General features: G+C 55.6%; 16 protein-coding genes and 5 tRNA genes. 11 read left to right on the top strand and 10 right to left on the bottom strand.

Annotated elements, in window-relative coordinates; translation table 11 throughout:
• The first annotated feature begins 55 nt into the window (after positions 1 to 55).
• The 3 genes from sbmC to MXM41_RS05165 all read left to right on the top strand — a co-directional run bounded on the left by sbmC (position 56) and on the right by MXM41_RS05165 (position 2,193).
• Positions 56 to 529: a DNA gyrase inhibitor SbmC gene (gene sbmC / locus MXM41_RS05175; RefSeq protein ID WP_325930319.1), complete on the top strand. Its 474-nt coding sequence runs from the start codon at positions 56 to 58 to the stop codon at positions 527 to 529.
• Between the two features lie 102 nt (positions 530 to 631).
• Positions 632 to 1,690, top strand: a complete 1,059-nt coding sequence (locus tag MXM41_RS05170) for an FUSC family protein (RefSeq protein ID WP_325930317.1) — start codon at positions 632 to 634, stop codon at positions 1,688 to 1,690.
• Positions 1,691 to 1,857: 167 nt separating this feature from the next.
• Positions 1,858 to 2,193, top strand: coding sequence for a DUF496 family protein (locus MXM41_RS05165; RefSeq protein ID WP_040074937.1), 336 nt, complete (start codon positions 1,858 to 1,860; stop codon positions 2,191 to 2,193).
• Positions 2,194 to 2,304: 111 nt separating this feature from the next.
• Here the strand turns inward: MXM41_RS05165 and MXM41_RS05160 are convergent.
• Positions 2,305 to 2,380: transfer RNA gene (locus tag MXM41_RS05160), tRNA-Asn, on the bottom strand.
• A gap of 193 nt (positions 2,381 to 2,573) precedes the next feature.
• Between MXM41_RS05160 and MXM41_RS05155 the strand changes: the two genes are divergently transcribed.
• The gene (locus MXM41_RS05155) at positions 2,574 to 4,049 is read left to right on the top strand and encodes an EmmdR/YeeO family multidrug/toxin efflux MATE transporter (protein ID WP_325930316.1); all 1,476 of its coding nucleotides are present in this window, start codon (positions 2,574 to 2,576) and stop codon (positions 4,047 to 4,049) included.
• Positions 4,050 to 4,129: 80 nt separating this feature from the next.
• A tRNA-Asn gene (locus MXM41_RS05150) sits at positions 4,130 to 4,205 on the top strand.
• Between the two features lie 95 nt (positions 4,206 to 4,300).
• Here MXM41_RS05150 and MXM41_RS05145 read toward each other — a convergent pair.
• The 3 genes from MXM41_RS05145 to shiA form a co-directional block, all read right to left on the bottom strand.
• Positions 4,301 to 6,073 carry an aminopeptidase P family protein gene (locus MXM41_RS05145; protein WP_325930314.1) on the bottom strand — a complete coding sequence of 591 codons (1,773 nt, stop codon included), beginning with the start codon at positions 6,071 to 6,073 and terminating at the stop codon, positions 4,301 to 4,303.
• A gap of 17 nt (positions 6,074 to 6,090) precedes the next feature.
• The gene (locus MXM41_RS05140) at positions 6,091 to 7,545 is read right to left on the bottom strand and encodes an AMP nucleosidase (protein WP_325930313.1); all 1,455 of its coding nucleotides are present in this window, start codon (positions 7,543 to 7,545) and stop codon (positions 6,091 to 6,093) included.
• A 73-nt stretch (positions 7,546 to 7,618) separates the two neighbouring features.
• On the bottom strand, positions 7,619 to 8,929 hold the full coding sequence (gene shiA, locus MXM41_RS05135) for a shikimate transporter (RefSeq protein WP_325930312.1): 1,311 nt from the start codon (positions 8,927 to 8,929) through the stop codon (positions 7,619 to 7,621).
• 238 nt (positions 8,930 to 9,167) lie between these two features.
• On the opposite strand from shiA, the gene ldtA reads away from it, so the two are divergent.
• On the top strand, positions 9,168 to 10,118 hold the full coding sequence (ldtA, locus tag MXM41_RS05130) for a L,D-transpeptidase (RefSeq protein ID WP_325930857.1): 951 nt from the start codon (positions 9,168 to 9,170) through the stop codon (positions 10,116 to 10,118).
• Positions 10,119 to 10,173: 55 nt separating this feature from the next.
• Here the strand turns inward: ldtA and MXM41_RS05125 are convergent.
• Positions 10,174 to 10,249, bottom strand: a tRNA-Asn gene (locus tag MXM41_RS05125).
• Positions 10,250 to 10,568: 319 nt separating this feature from the next.
• Here MXM41_RS05125 and nac point away from each other — a divergent pair.
• Together nac and cbl are read left to right on the top strand one after the other, a co-directional pair.
• Positions 10,569 to 11,486, top strand: coding sequence for a nitrogen assimilation transcriptional regulator NAC (gene nac, locus MXM41_RS05120; RefSeq protein ID WP_325930311.1), 918 nt, complete (start codon positions 10,569 to 10,571; stop codon positions 11,484 to 11,486).
• A 96-nt stretch (positions 11,487 to 11,582) separates the two neighbouring features.
• Positions 11,583 to 12,533 (top strand): HTH-type transcriptional regulator Cbl, encoded by a 951-nt coding sequence (cbl, locus tag MXM41_RS05115; RefSeq protein WP_325930310.1) that lies wholly within the window; start codon positions 11,583 to 11,585, stop codon positions 12,531 to 12,533.
• 98 nt (positions 12,534 to 12,631) lie between these two features.
• Here cbl and MXM41_RS05110 read toward each other — a convergent pair.
• Positions 12,632 to 12,707, bottom strand: a tRNA-Asn gene (locus MXM41_RS05110).
• 100 nt (positions 12,708 to 12,807) lie between these two features.
• Positions 12,808 to 13,605: a DgsA anti-repressor MtfA gene (gene mtfA / locus MXM41_RS05105; protein WP_325930309.1), complete on the bottom strand. Its 798-nt coding sequence runs from the start codon at positions 13,603 to 13,605 to the stop codon at positions 12,808 to 12,810.
• A 92-nt stretch (positions 13,606 to 13,697) separates the two neighbouring features.
• On the opposite strand from mtfA, the gene MXM41_RS05100 reads away from it, so the two are divergent.
• Positions 13,698 to 13,787, top strand: a tRNA-Ser gene (locus MXM41_RS05100).
• Between the two features lie 163 nt (positions 13,788 to 13,950).
• Here MXM41_RS05100 and dcuR read toward each other — a convergent pair.
• From dcuR to MXM41_RS05085, 3 genes are all read right to left on the bottom strand, one after another.
• On the bottom strand, positions 13,951 to 14,676 hold the full coding sequence (dcuR, locus tag MXM41_RS05095) for a two-component system response regulator DcuR (protein ID WP_325930308.1): 726 nt from the start codon (positions 14,674 to 14,676) through the stop codon (positions 13,951 to 13,953).
• Complete coding sequence (locus MXM41_RS05090) at positions 14,673 to 16,286, bottom strand: sensor histidine kinase (RefSeq protein ID WP_325930306.1); 1,614 nt, start codon at positions 16,284 to 16,286, stop codon at positions 14,673 to 14,675. Before MXM41_RS05090 ends, dcuR begins: the two co-directional genes overlap by 4 nt.
• A gap of 134 nt (positions 16,287 to 16,420) precedes the next feature.
• A complete protein-coding gene (locus MXM41_RS05085) occupies positions 16,421 to 17,494 on the bottom strand; it encodes a porin (protein WP_325930303.1) in 1,074 nt (357 codons plus the stop codon).
• 646 nt (positions 17,495 to 18,140) lie between these two features.
• On the opposite strand from MXM41_RS05085, the gene drpB reads away from it, so the two are divergent.
• Positions 18,141 to 18,413 (top strand): cell division protein DrpB, encoded by a 273-nt coding sequence (gene drpB / locus MXM41_RS05080; RefSeq protein WP_325930302.1) that lies wholly within the window; start codon positions 18,141 to 18,143, stop codon positions 18,411 to 18,413.
• A 41-nt stretch (positions 18,414 to 18,454) separates the two neighbouring features.
• The gene (locus MXM41_RS05075; RefSeq protein ID WP_325930301.1) at positions 18,455 to 19,150 is read left to right on the top strand and encodes a phosphohydrolase; all 696 of its coding nucleotides are present in this window, start codon (positions 18,455 to 18,457) and stop codon (positions 19,148 to 19,150) included.
• Positions 19,151 to 19,165: the final 15 nt, after the last annotated feature.

The following is a 19,165-nucleotide window of genomic DNA, read 5'->3' as shown; positions in this document are numbered from 1 at the left end:
ACCGCTTTTCACTGCATTACAGTGTATGTATATACAGTAAACAATCGGAGGCAGCATGGACTACAGCATCACGCACCAGAATAAACGCAAAATTGCCGGTTTTCATATGGTTGGCCCATGGGAGCACACCGTTAAGCAGGGTTTTGAGCAGCTGATGATGTGGGTAGAGGGGCGTCAGATCCAACCGCTGGAGTGGGTGGCGGTCTATTATGATAATCCTGAAGAAGTGCCTGCTGAAAAATTACGCTGCGACACGGTCGTCACCGTCCCGGATGATTTTGTTATCCCGCCCAACAGCGAAGGGGTGATCCTCACCGAAGTAGCTGCTGGCGACTATGCTGTGGCCACGGCCCGCGTCGAGAATCATGATTTTGCCACTCCATGGAACCTGTTTTTCGATAGTCTGCTCGAAGATGTCGATTACCAGATCGCGCCAAAAGCCTGCTTTGAACGTTATCTGAATGATGGTAACGCCGACGGTTACTGGGATATTGAAATGTTTATTCCTGTCCAGGCCCGCATCGCGTAACTCTTCGGTAATACTTACTCTTTGCTGGGTTTTTCTGCCGGAGTACTCAACTTCGGCAGAAAACGCAGTACAATCAGGGTTTGCCGTAACGCTGGAGAGCCTGTGCGCCCCGACAAAACGCTAACGCCTTTTGAAATTCGACTGTATCGTCATTACCGCACCGTACATGGATGCCGTATCGCGCTGGCGTTTATCCTCACTTTTTTACTGGTGCGTCTGCTGAACGTTCCGGAAGGCACATGGCCGCTGATTACCCTTGTGGTCATCATGGGGCCGATCTCCTTCTGGGGGAACGTTGTTCCACGCGCGTTCGAGCGTATTGGCGGCACTATACTGGGGTCGGCACTGGGGTTGATAGCCCTCAAGCTGGAGCTTATCTCTCTGCCGCTGATGCTGCTGTGGTGCGCGGCGGCAATGTTCCTCTGCGGGTGGCTGGCGCTGGGCAAACGGCCCTATCAGGCGCTGCTTATCGGCATCACCCTCGCGGTGGTGATTGGCGCGCCGACGGGGGACATGCAGACTGCGCTGTGGCGAAGCGGTGACGTGATTCTGGGCTCCCTGCTGGCGATGCTCTTTACCGGCATCTGGCCGCAGCGGGCATTTTTGCACTGGCGTATCCAGATGGCTAACTACGTCACCGCCTTTAACCGGGTCTATCAGGCCGGGTTTTCACCCAATCTGGTGGAACGCCCGCGGCTGGAAAAACGCCTGCAAACCATCCTCAACGAGGTGGTAAAAATGCGTGGCCTGATTACGCCGGCCAGCAAAGAGACCCATATTCAGAAAGCGATCTTCGAGGCGATCCAGACTGTCAGCCGCAACCTCGTCTGCATGCTCGAGCTGCAGATCAACGCCCACTGGTCCTCCCGGGCCAGTCATTTTGTGATGCTCAATGCCCGGACCTTAAAAGAGACACAGCAGATGACGCAGCAAACGCTGCTCACCATTGCTCATGCGCTGTACGAAGGCAATCCACAGCCCATTCTGGCGAACACCGAGCGGCTAAATGAGATCGTTACCGAGCTGCGTCAGCTGATTAACGATCATCGCAGTGAAAACGTGGCGGAAACCCCCATTCATGGCTATGTATGGTTAAGCATGGAACTGGCTCGTCAGCTTGAATTATTGTCACATCTTATCTGCCGGGCATTGCGCAAATAAAAAGCGGCTATGCGCGGTTGCGTTGTCTGCTGCTTCGATTCAGCAGAAATTGAGGTTATGATAGGGGCAAAGGAAAAATTATTGTCATCAGCAATCGCTGTCAGTAAGGTTAACGCTATCGCGGTTGTTTAAACGAATCCGAATCTCACATTATCAGGGGTGTAAAAATGGAAACTACCAAGCCTTCTTTCCAGGATGTTCTGGAATTCGTCCGCCTGTTCCGCCGCAAGAACAAACTGCAACGTGAAATCCAGGACGTTGAGAAAAAGATCCGTGACAACCAGAAGCGTGTTCTGCTGCTGGATAACCTGAGCGATTACATCAAACCAGGCATGAGCGTTGAAGCGATCCAGGGCATTATCGCCAGCATGAAGAGTGACTACGAAGATCGCGTTGATGACTACATCATCAAAAATGCCGAGATCTCTAAAGAGCGTCGTGAAATCTCGAAAAAGCTGAAAGTTATGGGCGAGATGAAGCACGTCGAAGCCAAAAGCGAATAATTGCTGCTGAACAGGCTAAGCCCTCCGACCTGTCGGGGGGCTTTTTTTTGCCTCTGGTTTACCGGCGTCAGAAAAGCAAAAAGCCTGCTTTAAAAGCAGGCTTCTTAAATATGGCTCCTCTGACTGGACTCGAACCAGTGACATACGGATTAACAGTCCGCCGTTCTACCGACTGAACTACAGAGGAATCGTTGTGGAGCGTTATCTTAGCGGCGAAAAAACTTTTGTCAAACCTGATCTTATTCCGAATCGATCAACTGCCGATTCTGTCGTCAGTTTGTTGTAATTCCCAACATATTTTTGTGGGAAATACTTTGCAGGATCTGCATTTCTCCCTCATTATTTGAAATGTAGTTTCAACTTTCTCTCTAAGGTCCATTTTGAACGTCACCTCCGCTTTCCGCCAGGCCGTGATGCGTACGCGCTGGTATAGCAAACGTAAGAGCTACAAAGTTCTCTTCTGGCGCGAAATCACCCCCCTTGCCGTGCCTATCTTTCTGGAAAATACCTGTGTCCTGCTGATGGGCGTGCTCAGCACCTTCCTGGTGAGCTGGCTCGGTAAAGAGGCAATGGCAGGCGTCGGGCTGGCTGATAGCTTCAATATGGTCATTATCTCCTTCTTTGCGGCGATAGATCTCGGTACCACGGTGGTGGTGGCCTTTAGTCTGGGCAAGCGCGATCCGCGACGGGCCCGGGCAGCTGCCAGACAGTCGCTGGTGATCATGACCCTGTTTTCTATTGTGCTGGCGGCGGTGATCCACTATTTCGGCGAAGAGATTATCGATGTCGTAGCCGGGGAAGCGACCGGAGAGGTAAAAGCGCTGGCGCTGTCGTATCTCGAAATGACAGTACTCAGCTACCCGGCCGCGGCGATTGCGCTGATTGGCAGCGGGGCGCTGCGTGGGGCGGGGAACACTAAAATTCCGCTGCTGATAAACGGCGGGATGAACATTCTGAACATTATGATCAGCAGCGTGCTGATCTACGGGCTTTTCTCCTGGGACGGGCTGGGCTTTATCGGCGCCGGTCTCGGGTTAACTATTTCGCGCTATATCGGGGCCGTCGCCATTATTGTGGTGCTGGCGGTGGGTTTTAACCCGTCGCTGCGCATCAGCCTCAAAAGTTATTTCAAGCCGCTCAACTTCGCCATTATCTGGGAGGTAATGGGGATCGGCGTACCCGCCAGCATTGAGTCGGTGCTCTTTAACGGCGGCAAGCTGTTGACCCAGATGTTCGTGGCGGGAATGGGCACCGACGTGATCGCCGGTAACTTCATCGCCTTTTCCATCGCCGCGTTGATCAACCTGCCGGGTAACGCGCTGGGTTCAGCCTCCACCATCATCACCGGTAAACGGCTCGGTAAGGGGCAGATCGGCCAGGCGGAGCGTCAGCTGCGCCATGTTTTCTGGCTCTCGACGATCGGTCTCACCGCCATTGCCTGGGGCACTGCGCCGTTCGCCAGCCTGCTGGCCTCGTTCTATACCCATGAGCAGGACGTAAAAGATGTGGTGGTGATCTTAATCTGGCTGAACGCCGCCTTTATGCCGATCTGGGCGGCGTCGTGGGTGCTGCCAGCCGGGCTGAAAGGCGCGCGCGACGCTCGCTTTGCCATGTGGGTCTCTATGCTCGGGATGTGGGGCTGTCGCGTGGTGGCAGGTTATACGCTTGGGATCATGCTGGGAATGGGCGTGGTCGGGGTCTGGCTGGGAATGTTCCTCGACTGGACGGTGCGCGGCGCGCTGTTCTACTGGCGCATGGTGAGCGGACGCTGGCTGTGGAAATATCCGCGGCCTGTGCGTAAAAATGTGGCGGCGACCCCCGCAGAACGGATAGCGAATGTGCAAAGTGGGGAATAAATCGGCAAACGATGCAAAATCTGCATTCTGTCTTTGACAATGCCAGGTGGCATCGCTAATATTCGCCCCGTTCACACGATTCCTCTGTAGTTCAGTCGGTAGAACGGCGGACTGTTAATCCGTATGTCACTGGTTCGAGTCCAGTCAGAGGAGCCAAATTTGAAAAGCCTGCTTTTAAAGCAGGCTTTTTGCTTTTTAGGGGCAGCCAAATAAACGGCAACCCTCAGATTGCCGTTTTGCCTAGAGATGCCTTACCGGTGTACGCGAACCGGCGCCGTGGCCGCAATCAGCCATGGACGTGCCTCACCGTTCACGTGCGGCGACAGCGCCTCACGCACCTGGTGGTGGTACGCATCCAGCCACCTAATCTCTTTTTCGCTCAGCAGATGCAGATCCACCTGGCTCAGGTCGACAGGCGCCAGCGTCAGCGACGCGAAGCGGCAGAAGCCCGGCACGCTCTCCACCACTTCCACCTGGTTTTCAATGCGAATACCATACTCATCGGCCAGATAGTAGCCCGGCTCAATGGTGATAATATTTCCCGCAACCAGTGGCCACGGGTTAACTTTCTTCGCGATACGCTGTGGATTTTCATGGATCAGCAGCTGATGACCCACGCCGTGTCCGGTGCCATGGTCAAAATCGAGCCCCAGCTCCCACAGCTCACGCCGCGCGAACGCATCAATCTGATGCCCGCAGGTTCCGGACGGGAATTGCAGGGAAATGAGCGATAAAAAGCCTTTCAGCACCACAGTGTAATGCAGACGACACTGGTCGTTCAGCGGGCCGAAAGCCAGGGTGCGGGTAGCGTCGGTCGTGCCGTTATGATACTGGCCGCCGGAATCATTGAGATAAAAATGGTCACGGGTAATAGCCGCGTTGCTCTGTTCGCTGGAGTGGTAATGGCACATCGCCGCATTGCTGGCAGAGGCGGAGATAGTGGCGAAACTCTGTTCAATAAAGCCGGGTCGCTGCTGACGGAAGATAAGCTGCTGCGCCTGCGCTTCCAGCTCGGTAAGTGGATTGCCAGCGGCTTCGCGACGCGGTACCTCGTGCGCCAGCCAGGCGAGGAAGTTGACCCAGGCGACGCCATCCTGATGGTGGCTGTCGCGATAGCCCGCCAGTTCCGTCGGGTTCTTATGCATTTTCATCGCGGTGATCGGATCGGCGTGCCAGAGGATCTCTCCCTGTGTTTCAACGGCAAAGCGCAGGGCGACAGGGGCCGAATCCGCATCCACCATCACGCGCTTACCCGCGCAAAGCTGCTGGCTGCGCGGCAGAAACTCAGATTCAGGCGCCAGCGTCAGGCTCTCCAGCAGCGCAGAGGAAAGCCCGCGGGTTTTCTCCGGCGTGACAAACCACTCCACCGCGCCGTCGCGGCTCAGCAGGGCAAACGAGTTCGGCACCGGGCTCATCGGGATATCGCTGCCGCGCACGTTCAGCAGCCAGGCGATATTGTCCGGCTGGGCGATCGCCAGATAATCGGCGTTACGATCCGCCAGAACAGCGGCAACGCGCTGGCGCTTGTCGGCGCTGCTCTCACCGCTGATCTCAACGGGCATCTCGCGGATGGCACCGACGGGCGCGGCCGGACGATCCTGCCACAGGGTATCAAACGGCGACGCCTTCAGGGCGACGAGCTCGCAGTGGCTGGCGTTCAGCGCCTCATACTGGGCACTGGTCATTAGCATCGCTTCAAAGGCGATGCGCGCGCCAGGTTCCAGGTTCTGCTGCAACCAGTCCGCCAGCGGATCGTTGTGCAGATGCAGGATCTCGATCTCGTCCAGGTTAACCTGTTCACGGGCCTGCACCTGATAACGTCCATCGACAAACAGCAGGGCGCGATCGCGCAGGATCAGAGCATGCCCCGCCGAGCCGTCAAAACCGGTCAGCCAGGCGAGAACATCGTCATGGGGATGGCAATATTCGCTCTGAAAAGCGTCGGTGCGTGGGACGATAATGCCATCCAGCGCCTGGGTTTCCAGCCACTGGCGCAGGGCGGATAGCGGTGATGAGGTTTGCATAACTTTCCTTTTTATGATTAGCGGAACGGCGGCTCGTTAAAGGTACGCAGTTTACGCGAATGTAATTTATCACCTTCGGCGCGCAGCAGATCGATGGCGCGAATGCCAATCTGCAGATGCTCGGAGATCGCCCCTTCGTAGAAGCGGTTTGCCTGGCCGGGAAGTTTGATCTCGCCGTGTAGCGGCTTATCGGAGACGCACAACAGAGTGCCGTAGGGCACACGGAAGCGATAACCCTGCGCGGCGATGGTGGCGCTCTCCATATCGATGGCTACCGCGCGGCTTAAATTAAAGCGCAGCGCCGATGCCGAGTAGCGCAGCTCCCAGTTACGATCGTCGGTGGTAACCACCGTCCCGGTACGCAGGCGCTGCTTAACCTCTTCGCCCGGCATGCCGCTCACCTCTTTGGTGGCGTCGTACAGCGCCCGCTGCACTTCGGCAATGCTTGGAATAGGGATGTCCGGCGGCAGCACCGCATCCAGCACATGATCGTCACGCAGGTAAGCGTGGGCCAGCACATAATCACCAATCAGCTGGCTTTCACGCAGCCCGCCACAGTGACCAATCATGAGCCAGACGTCCGGGCGCAGCACCGCAAGGTGATCGCAGATGGTTTTGGCGTTCGACGGACCCACGCCAATGTTAATCAGGGTGATGCCCTGACCGTCGGCGGTTACCAGGTGCCAGGCGGGCATCTGGTGTTTTTTCCATGCCAGATCGGAGATGGCCTGTTCAGGGGCTTCGGTTTCGGCGGTGATCCAGATGCCGCCCGCGCAGGACAGGGCGATATACGGGCTGTCGGGATCGAGGATCTGGCTGCAGCCCCAGCGGACAAACTCATCCACATAGCGGGTGTAGTTGGTGAACAGCACAAACGGCTGGAAATGTTCTGCGGGCGTGCCGGTGTAGTGACGCAGGCGCGCCAGCGAAAAATCGACGCGGCGAGCGTCAAAGTGCGACAGCGGGGAAAACTCCGCCGGATGGTAGATCCCGTCCGCGGTCTCATCACCGATCTGCGACAGCTCAGTGGTCGGGAAGTGACGCGTCAGGCCCGCGCTCATAGAGCGATCCAGCGTCAGCTCTGAGCCGTCAATGACGTAAGGGTAGGGGATTTCGTGGCGCGATGGCTCCACGGTGATATGAGCGCCATAATCCTGATACAACAGGGTTAGCTGCTCTTCCAGGTAAGGGCGGAACAGCGTCGGACGGGTGATGGTGGTGGAATAACATCCTGCATGGGTAAAACGGCCATAGGCGCGGGTTTTTGGCGGATTAGTGGTGCTGCCATCCCAGGTCACAGAAAGTGACGGATAAACAAAGAGGCCTTTCATTCTGGCCTCTGGGTCGGGGAGCGTTCCGTCTTTGATATAGTTGCTGATGGCGCTGCGCAGGGCGTTAACCGCCTGGTCGTACAGCGCATCCAGCGTTTCCAGTGCCTGAGCCGGGGTCAGGCTGGAGCCCTTATTATTCATCTCTGTCTCCTTGTTCCACAGGTGTACGGCGTTACCCGATAGTATGTCACCTGTATGTGAAACAAAAGTGAGATCAGGAGACAGCCTGTTTCATCAGCAGTGCTGTGGCGGCGGAGAGCAGACAACCGGCCAGCAGATAGATCGCCACGCTGTGCCAGTCACCGCCGGAGAAGGTCACCAGCGCGGCGGCAATAAACGGCGTAAAACCGCCTCCCACCACGCTCGCCACCTGATAGCCAACCCCTGCGCCACTGTAGCGGTAACTCGCGCCAAACATCTCGGTGAACATCGGCTGTTGAACGCACACCACCATATCGTGGGCGATATTCGCCAGCAGAATAGCGAAGACCACAATCCAGAAAACGGACTGGGCTTCGAGCGCCATAAAGAACGGGAAGGTGCTCAGGGCGCCCGTTAACGCGCCGGTAATATAGACCCGCCTGCGGCCAAACCGGTCCGCCAGCCAGGCAAAGCAGGGAATGGTGAGGCAACTGATGCCGCCCACCAGCAGGCCAATATTTAAAAACAGCTCCCGGGGCAGGCCAAGGTTTTGGGTGGAGTAGCTGAGTGCGAAGGCGGTGACGATATACATCGTCAGCAGTTCGCACAGGCGCAGGGCGATAATTTTCAGAAAGGCGCCCGGATGGCGGATCAACGCGTCCATCACCGGCAGGCGGCGCTTCTCCGCGGGCAGCTGACGCTGTTGCTCAAATTCGGCGGATTCATCCATTCTGGTACGCACCCACAGCGCTCCCAGCACCAACAGGATGCTGAACAGGAACGGGATCCGCCAGCCCCAGCTCAGGAACTGCTCGTCGGTGGTAAGGCTGCTGATCAGCGAGACCAGCCCGGTTGAGAGCAACAGACCCACGCCGTAGCCTACCTGCACGCCGCTGCTGTAGAAGGCTTTTTTCCGCGCCGGGGCGCTTTCGACCGACAGTAACGCCGCCCCGCCCCATTCACCGCCGACGGCAAAGCCCTGAATGGCGCGCAGGGTGACCAGCAGAACCGGTGCCCACCAGCCAATTACGGCAAAAGAGGGGAGGATACCAATCAGCGCTGTGGCGATCCCCATCATCCATACCGTCAGCATCAGCATCCGTTTGCGGCCCAGCCTGTCGCCGAAATGGCCAAAGATCACCCCGCCCAGCGGGCGGAACAGAAAGCCGACGCCAAAGGTGGCAAAGGCGGCGAGGGTGCCCATCGCCGGGCTGATTTGCGGAAAAAACTCACGGTTAAAAACCAGCGCGGCGGTAATGCCGTACAGCAAAAAATCGTACCAGTCGACTACCGCACCGGCAAAACTGCCGAGGGCCGCGCGGCGCGCGCGATGAAGCGATGGCGTTACCCCGTCGGGGGACGAGGAGGCGAGGGTGGTGTCCATAGTGATCCTGTCTGCGGTTATTTTTTTATAGGTATTAGAAAGAATATCGCTCACATTGCGGCCGCCTGAAAACGACGACGGGTATGAGACTACCGCGACAGCGGACAGGTGAAAACGATTTTATCCTCGCGTGAGCTAAACGGGTGATATTCATCGAAATGATAAGTTGTTAACTGGCTATAAACGCAGCAACAAGGCTATGCTTGTCTGACACGCGGAGCGACAGAGGAAGGGAATGATGCGTCGTATTAAAAAGTTGGGCTTTTTTGCTGCTTTATTGGTCAGTCAGAATGTACTGGCGGTGAGTTACCCGTTGCCGCCAGAAGGGAGTCGTCTGGTGGGAAGCCCGCAGGTGATTACCGTTCCGCATGATAACAAACTGCCGCTGGAGGCGTTTGCGGCGCAGTACGGGCAGGGGCTCAGCAACATGCTGGAGGCCAACCCGGGCGTGGATCCGTTTTTACCCAAAGCCGGTACCCAGCTGGTAGTGCCGCAGCAGCTCATCCTGCCGGCAACCGTGCGTCAAGGCATCGTAGTTAACGTGGCGGAGATGCGCCTCTATTACTACCCGAAAGAGGGCAATACCGTTGAGATCTTCCCTATCGGTATCGGCGAAGCCGGGCGCGAGACGCCGCGCAACTGGGTAACCGCCGTCGAACGCAAGCAGGATGGGCCAACATGGTCTCCGACGCCAAATACCCGTCGCGCCTACGCCAAAGAGGGCAAGACCCTCCCGGCCTTTGTGCCGGCCGGGCCGGACAATCCGATGGGGCTGTATGCCCTCTATATCGGCAGGCTGTACGCCATCCACGGTACCAATTCAAACTTTGGCATCGGTCTGCGCGTGAGCCAGGGCTGCATTCGTCTGCGTAACGACGATATCAAATACCTGTTCGACAACGTCCCGGTCGGTACGCGCGTACAGCTAATCGATCAGCCGGTCAAGGTTACCACCGAGCCGGATGGCAGTCGTTGGGTTGAGGTGCATGAGCCGCTGTCGCGTAATCGCGCAGAATTTGAATCCACGAATAAAGTGCCGCTGCCCATAACGGCAGGGCTACGCGCGCAGCTCAACGGTGGAAATGTGGATGCCGTGAAGGTTGACGGGGCGCTGGAGCGTCGGTCGGGTATGCCGGTGAACATCAGTTTCGGCGCGCTGAACACGCCGCTGGTAAGTACATCCCAGTGAACAGCCAGAAAAGCAAAAAGCCCGCTTAAGTTTCCTTAAGCGGGCTTCTTAAATATGGCTCCTCTGACTGGACTCGAACCAGTGACATACGGATTAACAGTCCGCCGTTCTACCGACTGAACTACAGAGGAATCGTGTGAACGGGGCGCATATTATCGACGTCGGCTGGCGTTGTCAAAGGGTGATCCCCCCTGTTTGAATCGTTTGCTGACAAAACCAGCAAAGTGGCGTTTTCACCAGCGGATTGCACGTTTTTGGTGCGGATATACCCCGAATGGGGCAGATCATAAACCGCTGTTTTACTCTAAAAAGCCAAGGCAGCGATTGGATTTCCTTATTTTCAGCCATTTAGCGGACATATCGGACCTCTTCTTAAAACTGGCAAGCATTTTGCAAAACCCCCTGTACATTCGCGCCGGAACCGGCAACGCATTTCGTACAGGGGGCAAAATGAACTTAAGACGACTGAAATACTTCGTAAAAATCGTCGATATCGGCAGCCTGACCCAGGCCGCTGAGGTGTTGCATATCGCACAGCCGGCATTGAGCCAGCAGGTTGCCACTCTGGAAGGTGAACTGGATCAGCAGCTGTTGATCCGCACGAAACGCGGCGTGACGCCCACGGAAGCAGGCAAAATCCTTTATACCCATGCACGCACGATTTTACGTCAGTGTGAACAGGCGCAGCTGGCGGTGGGCAATGTCGGACAGACGTTAAGCGGACAGGTCTCGATTGGACTGGCACCGGGCACGGCGGCCTCGTCTGTAACCATGCCGTTATTACAGGCTGTACGTGCAGAGCTGCCGGAGGTGCTGGTCTATCTGCATGAAAACAGCGGTGCGGCGCTGAACGATAAATTACTCAGCGGACAGCTGGATATGGCGGTACTCTACGATCGCTCGCCCGTAGCGGGGATCACCAGCCAGCCGGTACTGAAAGAGGATCTCTTTCTGGTAGGCACACGAGATTGCCCGGGGCAGAGCGTCGATTTAACAGCGGTCGCTGAGATGAACCTGTTCTTACCCCGCGACTACAGTGCCGTACGTTTGCGCGTTGATGAGGCCTTCTCCCTGCGCCGCCTGACGGCAAAAATTATTGGTGAGATTGACTCCATCTCCACCCTGACTGCCGCCATCGCCAGCGGGATGGGCGTAACGGTTCTGCCTGAATCGGCCGCTCGCGCGCTCTCCAGCGCCGCCAACGGCTGGATGGCGAGAATCAGCTCACCTTCGATGAGCCTGCCGTTATCGCTTAATGTCTCGGCGCGTGGATCGCTGTCGCCGCAGGCGCAGGCGGTGAAAGAGATCCTGATGTCGCTGGTGAGTCGCCCATCGCTGGAGAATCGCGAGCTGCAGCTGGTCAGCTAATATTCCATAAAAGCATAAGTTGCGGGTTTTTATTATTTGTTCTCACGACGAGCTCACTCTAACAATAGCGTCATGTCAGATGCGCCGGAGTGAACCGTGAATTTCCAGCAACTTAAAATTATCCGTGAGGCGGCCCGTCGGGATTATAACCTGACCGAGGTCGCTAACATGCTTTATACCTCCCAGTCGGGCGTCAGCCGTCATATCCGCGAGCTGGAAGAGGAGCTGGGCATTGAGATCTTTATTCGTCGCGGCAAACGCCTGCTGGGGATGACCGAACCTGGCAAAGCGCTGTTAACTATTGCCGAACGCATTCTGAATGAAGCCAGTAACGTGCGCCGTCTGGCGGATCTCTTTACCAATGATGCCTCCGGCGTGCTGACCATTGCCACAACCCACACCCAGGCCCGCTACAGCCTGCCACCGGTGATCAAGGCCTTCCGTGAGCTGTTCCCGGACGTGCGTCTGGAGCTGATTCAGGGCACGCCGCAGGAAATAGAAGTGCTGCTGCAAAACGGCGGGGCGGATATCGGCATCGCCAGCGAGCGCTTAAGCAACGATCCGCTCCTGGCCGCGTTTCCATGGTTTCGCTGGCACCACAGCCTGCTGTTGCCGGTCGATCATCCGCTGACTCAGGTCTCTCCATTGACGCTGGAGGCTATCGCGAAGTGGCCGCTAATCACCTATCGGCAGGGTATTACCGGGCGATCCCGCATTGATGAGGCTTTTAACCGCAAAGGACTGACGCCGGACGTGGTGCTCAGCGCTCAGGACTCCGACGTGATCAAAACCTACGTCGAGCTGGGGCTGGGCATAGGGCTGGTGGCGGAACAGTCCGGCGGTGAACGTGAGCAGGGGAGCCTGGTGCGTCTCGATACCCGCCATCTCTTTGATGCCAACACCGTATGGCTCGGGCTTAAGCGTGGGCAGTTACAGCGCAACTATGTCTGGCGCTTTATCGAACTCTGCAACGCCGGGCTGTCGGTGGAGGAGATCAAACGGCAGGTGATGGAGCCGGAAGAGGTGGCGATTGACTATCAGATCTAGCCAGATCGACCCCGCTGAGCGGGGTTTTTACGGAGTTATTTCCGGCGCTTAATAAACAAAAAGCCCGCTTAAGTTTCCTTAAGCGGGCTTCTTAAATATGGCTCCTCTGACTGGACTCGAACCAGTGACATACGGATTAACAGTCCGCCGTTCTACCGACTGAACTACAGAGGAATCGTGTGAACGAGGCGCATATTAATGGCCTCGCTATTTTGTGTCAACACTAAATTCAACACGCTGATTCAATTGATTAATTATGATGCAAGGCGCTGGTTTAGTGTACTTTCGCGGTGGGATCTTCGCCAGACCCGTCATTCTCACGTAAACGCTGCAGCGGGTCCTGCTGATAAAACTGGCAAAAACGCTGCCACAGCGCCGGGAAGCGCGGGGCGAAAAGCTCGGGTGCGCTGAAGAAATATTCCGATAACACCGCAAAGCACTCGGCGGGATCGGTGGCGGCATAGGCATCAATGCTGGCGGCGCTTTCGCCCACCAGATCAATCTCATCCTGAATATTGTTCATGGCGGCGTGCAGGTCGTGCTCCCAGCCCGCTACTTCACGCAGCGGAATAAAAGGTACGCCGCTGGCGCGATCGCCATTTCGGGTATCCAGCTTATGCGCCACTTCATGAATGATGAGGTTGAAACCGGATGCGTCGAACGAGTCCTGAATATCCAGCCAGTTGAGGATAATTGGCCCCTGTTGCCAGCTTTGACCGGACTGCACCATCCGCTGATTGTGAACCAGCCCGATGTCATCCTCCCATTCGTCGTCTACTACAAAGGGGGCCGGGTAGATCAGCACTTCATGGAAACCGTCCAGCCACTCGATACCCAGTTGCAGTACTGGCAGGCAGAAGAGCAGGGCAATGCGGGTGCTTTTGCGATCGTCGAGTTCAAAACCCTGCAGCGGCACCAGGCGTTTTTGCTGTAAGAACCGCATGGCAAGCTGTACCAGGCGCAATTTATCCTCATCCGATAAAGTGGACAGGACGGGGATAGCCAGCGCCTCTTCCCATGGCAGCGCCGCGCTTCGGGCGGATTCATTCGATTTCCAGGGCCACTTAATCATCGCTTTGCTCGCAAACTCGTCACGTGAACAAAATTGAACGGTTATGGTCTGTTAAAATGCCAAATTACCCGGCATGATGGCAACATCAAAACGGAGAGATGCCGGAGCGGCTGAACGGACCGGTCTCGAAAACCGGAGCAGGGGCAACTCTGCCGGGGGTTCAAATCCCCCTCTCTCCGCCACTGCATCTCTTCAGTCACGCTGTCCGCAACTTTTCTCGTCAGACATTCCGGGCGAGGGCTACCTTATCATTCCATTTATGCAGAGTAATAGCCCTTTACCGCTTCAAGACAATATATGTGAACTAAATCAGGAAGCTTACCGGAAGCGCTTGTCTTGCGGGTGCTACTCCTGGTGGCAATATTGTCTGAGCAGGGCCAGTTGCTCGGGGCGCAGGCGATAGCGATACACCGGCCGACCGGTTGCGCCATAGTGAATGCTGGTATGCAGAATGTTGACCTGCGCCAGCCAGATCAGGTATTTGCGGCAGGAAACTCGCGAGATATTGACTGCGCTAGCCAGTTCGTCTGTAGAAAATTCCGTCCCCGGATGCGCATCAATCCACAGGCACAGCGTGCGCAATGTCTGCGGGGTTAAGCCTTTCGGCAGACGTCGGCTGTCCGCCAGACCGGGCGCGCCGCCGCGCAGCAGCCGGTCAACATCGGCCTGTTCATAATACTGGTGCGCTTCCATCAGCTGCTTTTTCTCGCGCCAGCCGTTCAACGCCTCTTCAAAACGCGGGAACTGGAAAGGTTTAATCAGATAATCTACCACGCCATAGTGCATGGCGGTCTGGATGGTGGCCGCATCAGATGCCGAGGAGATCATAATGACATCGGTGTTGCGACCGGAGGCCCGGATCATCGGCAGCAGACTCAGGCCGTTGTCTCGTTGCATATAGACATCCAGCAGAATCAGGTCAACCTGCCGGGTGGGGGTATTCAGGAGGGCTTCGGCCTCCGCAAGGGAGGTGGCAACGCCACAGCAGCAAAATCCCTCAATACGGTTCAGGTACTGGCGGTTAAGATCGGCCACCATGGCATCGTCATCGACAATCAAAACATGTATCACGCACTCTTCCTTTCACTGTCCCAAGGTATCTGAACAAAAAACTGGGTAAATACGCCAGGCTCAGATTCGACGGCGATCTCCCCGCCCAGGTTTTCAATTTGCTGGTGCGCGAGGAACAGCCCCACGCCCCGATTTTCCCCTTTGGTGGAAAACCCTTTGCTAAAAATGGCCTGCAGGTGCTCAGGGACAATGCCCGGCCCGTCGTCGCTGACTTCGGCGCTTAGCCAGCCTTGCTGATAGTGCAGCAGCAGACCGATTTCTCCCTCGGATTGCCCGGCCATGGCATCGAGCGCATTCTCAATCAGATTACCAAGCACGGTAATAAGGCCCGCGACCTGTTGTTGATTGGGGTTGTCCGGCACCAGGCTTGCGTCGGAAAGCGTCAGACTAAACCCGCGTTCCCGGACGCGATTGATTTTGCCCAGCAGGAAGCCGGCGACCACCGGTGATTTAATGTTGCGCTGCAGCGTGCCGACGTCGCTCTGCCAGGCATTGGCAGTCATCAGGACGTACTCTTCCAGTCTGGCATAGTGCTTCATATGCAGCAGACCGAGGATCACATGCAGCTTATTCATAAACTCATGGGAGTGGCTGCGCAGCACGTCCAGGTAGCTCACCATGCCATCCAGGCGCTGTAACAGCTGGCTGACTTCTGTTTTATCGCGAAAAGTTGCGATCGCGCCCATCAGTTGATTTTCGCTTCTGACGGGCAGCGTGTTGCAGAGCAATACCCTGCCGTGGCAGTTGATCTCCAGGTCCTGTTGCGGCAACCCGCTACGCAACACGTCATGCAGGTTCGCGAGCAGCGGCGCTTCGTGCAGGGCATTGCTGCCGGAGCTGATATTCAGGATCTGCCGGGCGGCATTGTTCACCATCGTCACATGCCCCTGCCGATCGACTGCGATCACCCCCTCGCGCAGGGAGTGCAGCATCGCCTGGCGTTGTTCCAGAAGGGCTGAGATTTGATACGGCTCGAGGCCAAACAGTACGCGCTTGAGCATCCGCACCAGTCCCCAGGCGCCCAGCGCACCCAGCAGGGCGCTGAACAGCACCAGCCAGATGGCATCCCAGCGGTTGCGGGCGATCTGCTCTTCCACTTTATGCAGGGAGATCCCCACCGCAACCACCCCGATTTGCTGATGCTGAGCGTTATAGACCGGCGTAAAGACGCGCAGCGCCTCGTCGAGCACACCATGGTTGATAGCGACATTCTCTTTGTCCGCCAGTGCAGGCCGGAGATCTTCGCCAATAAAGGCTTTACCGAGCAGGGCGTCGTTGGGATGGGAATAGCGGATCCCCTGCATATTGGTGACGACCGCGAACAGCAGATTGTTGCGCTGCATTACTGCCCGGGCGACGGGCTGAATAACGTTGCTGTCCGGGGGGAGGGATAAGCCACGGATCACTGCCGGACTGTCGGCCAGCGTTCTGGCAACCGCCAGGGCGGTGTCACGCACGCCATCGCGTGTGGCGCGGGTGATCTGGGCGAAATAGAGGACAAAAATCACCAGCAGTATCGCGCCCGTTACGCCATATACCATCAGCGTCACCAGGGTGTTCAGTTTCATTGGGCGCGTGTGCGTGGGGGGGAGGGGCGGCAAATCGCGCATTGAAACTCCAGCAAATGCAGTAAAGGGAGGCATTATCGCTGATGGCGCTAATTTGTAAAAGCGATGTAAATCTGGCGGCGGCAGAAAGTAAAAAGCCCGCTTCGCAGCGGGCGTAACAGAGATTTGTCAGTCAATCAGAACTGGTAAACGATACCCAGCGCGAACTGGTCGCCAGCAGCCGCACCGCTGATGGCCGCGTCGTCTTCATCCAGCAGGTTGAACTTGTAGGCGGTGTAAACATTCATGTTCTTGTTGAAGTAGTACCAGGTGCCCAGCTCAACGTAGTTCACGAGATCGGCGTTCACGCCGCCCTGACCGTTACGTTCACCCAAATCTTTACCTTTGGAGTAGACATAGCCCAGAGACGGACGCAGGCCGAAATCAAACTGGTACTGCACCACGGCTTCAACGTTCTGGGTTTTATTGGCAAAACCGATATTGTCAGCCCAGGTCATGTTGCGGGTTTCGCCGTACATCACCGCCGCGTAGACATTGTTGGCATCATACTTAGCCGCCAGGGACCAGATTTCCGCGGTATCGCCAAAGCCGTCAGCGGACTGCTTATTAGTGCGATCGGACTTGCCGTATACACCCACAAAGCCGAAGCCATCGACGTTATAGGCCAGTGAGGTGCTGTAACCATCGCCGTTGGCTTTTTTCAACTGACGATCGTTGTTTTTACCCTGATACTGCAGGGCAAAATCGAGACCTTCAACGGCGCCAAAGAAATCCTTGTTACGATAAGTCGCTACGCCGGTGGTACGCTGAGTCATAAAGTTATCGGTGTGAACCCAGGAGTCGCCGCCCCATTCCACCAGCATATCGGTGTAGGCACCAGCGTCGTAGGCCACGCCGTAATTACGGCCATAGTCAAACGAACCGTAGTCACCAAATCTCAGGCCTGCAAACGCCAGACGGCTGCTCTCATCCTGCTCGCCTTCCGGGGCGCTGGCGGTCATGTTGTATTCAAACTGGCCGAAACCGGTCAGCGCGTCATTGATTTGCGTTTCGCCTTTAAGGCCGAAACGTGCATAGGAGGTATCGGCGTTTTCACTGTTGCTATCATCGGTGTCAACCCAGATATGCTCACCAACCATTTTCCCATACAGGTCAAGTTTATTGCCGTCTTTGTTGTAGATTTCTGCCGCATTTACCGCACCGGCGCTGAATAAAACGGGGACGAGAACTGCCAGAACTTTTCTTTTCATTATATATTCCCTTGTATGTATTTTCTTGATGAATATACGCAACCCTCTCCGGGCTACGGCGTCAATACTATTTCAGGGCGGGATTTTACCGTTTAAAAATAAATGTAACTAAATTATTTTGATTATTTCTAAATATTTCTATAGGTGTCTATATATGTTATTTTTATGGTTTTTTAATAAATATTATCGATGCTTATTGTTTTATATATCAATTGTTTATTATTTTAATCGACTCATTTGACTGTATTATGATTTGTTGCGAGGACGGGACATAAAAAAGCCCGATAATATTATCGGGCAAAAGATAAGGGGGAATTTTAGGGTGTTTAATCATGAAACGACAAAAAAGCTCATAACGTCGCTATCATTGCATAATTGGCGGATTGAGAAAACAGGTTTATCAGAATAGTGAGAATGAAAACGTCCCATAATAGGCTTGCTTTGTGCTTAAATATATCCTCAGCACATAATTACGGCTGAATGATAATTCAGAGTTATTTAAAATTGCGGAAGATCAACTTAACGCAAATTAGCAGAAGGAAATTTGCATCAGGGGGTGCGTTTGATAGGAAAATGTGATTTATTTCACATTTTGTATTGGCGATGTGAATGGGCGGTAGCGCAGCCTCAAAAGGAAAGGACAAAAATGGAGCGAAAACACGATCGCAGCCTTGGGGGTAAACTGGCCCTGTGGGTTTTTTACGCATTTTGCGGCTACTTTATCTGGGCGATGGCGCGCTATGTATGGGTCATCAGTAAAGTCAGTTCAGTTCCAGGTTCGCTGACGGAAGGCGATCTCGGATCGACTTCCGGCAAATGGCTGGGGGCGCTATTCGGTTTTGTGGTGCTGAGTGCGGTGGGGGCGATCCTCGGCAGTATTGCCTGGTATACCCGACCGCGTGATGTGTCAGACCGGTAAATAATTGCTATTGTACGGCTTTTCGCTTTATGGAAAGCCCTATGGAACTTGTGAAGTGGCAGCAATGCTTTGAAAGCTGGTTGACGGCGCATCATGCCAGCGATGATACCGCGCATGATCTTTCTCATTTCCGCCGCGTCTGGAACACATCACAACGGCTGATGAAAGACCAGCAGGTCGATGGGCTGGTGATCCTGACGGCCTGTTATTTTCACGATATCGTCAGCCTGCCGAAAAATCATCCGCAACGAAGTCGTTCGTCGCGGCTGGCGGCTGAAAAGACAGTCACCCTCCTGCGCGACGACTTTACCGATTATCCTGCCCAGCTTTATCCTGCCGTCCGGCATGCCATAGAAGCGCACAGCTTCAGCGCAGGGATCCCACCGCAAACACTGGAGGCAAAAATCGTACAGGATGCCGACAGGCTGGAAGCCCTCGGGGCGATTGGGCTGGCGCGCGTCTTTGCCGTCTCCGGTGCGTTGGGTGTGCCTCTGTTCGATGCGGAGGATCCCTTTGCCGATAAGCGTGAACTGAATGACCGGGCCTTTGCCCTGGACCATTTCCAGACGAAATTGCTCCGCCTGCCGCAAACCATGCAAACCGCTGCCGGGCGTGAGCTTGCTCGCCAGAGCGCCGATGTTTTGATCCAGTTTATGGCCCGGCTGAGTGCAGAATTGCGCGGCGAGTATGACGGCATTGACGCCGGGGTGTTACAACGTTTCCGCGACAGTCTGTAGGACCAATCTGTGTTA

Source organism: Leclercia adecarboxylata, assembly GCF_035787115.1.
GTDB lineage: Bacteria > Pseudomonadota > Gammaproteobacteria > Enterobacterales > Enterobacteriaceae > Enterobacter > Enterobacter adecarboxylatus_E.
The sequence above is the reverse complement of the archived record's forward strand: the minus strand, read 5'-3'. Positions and strand labels throughout refer to the sequence as shown.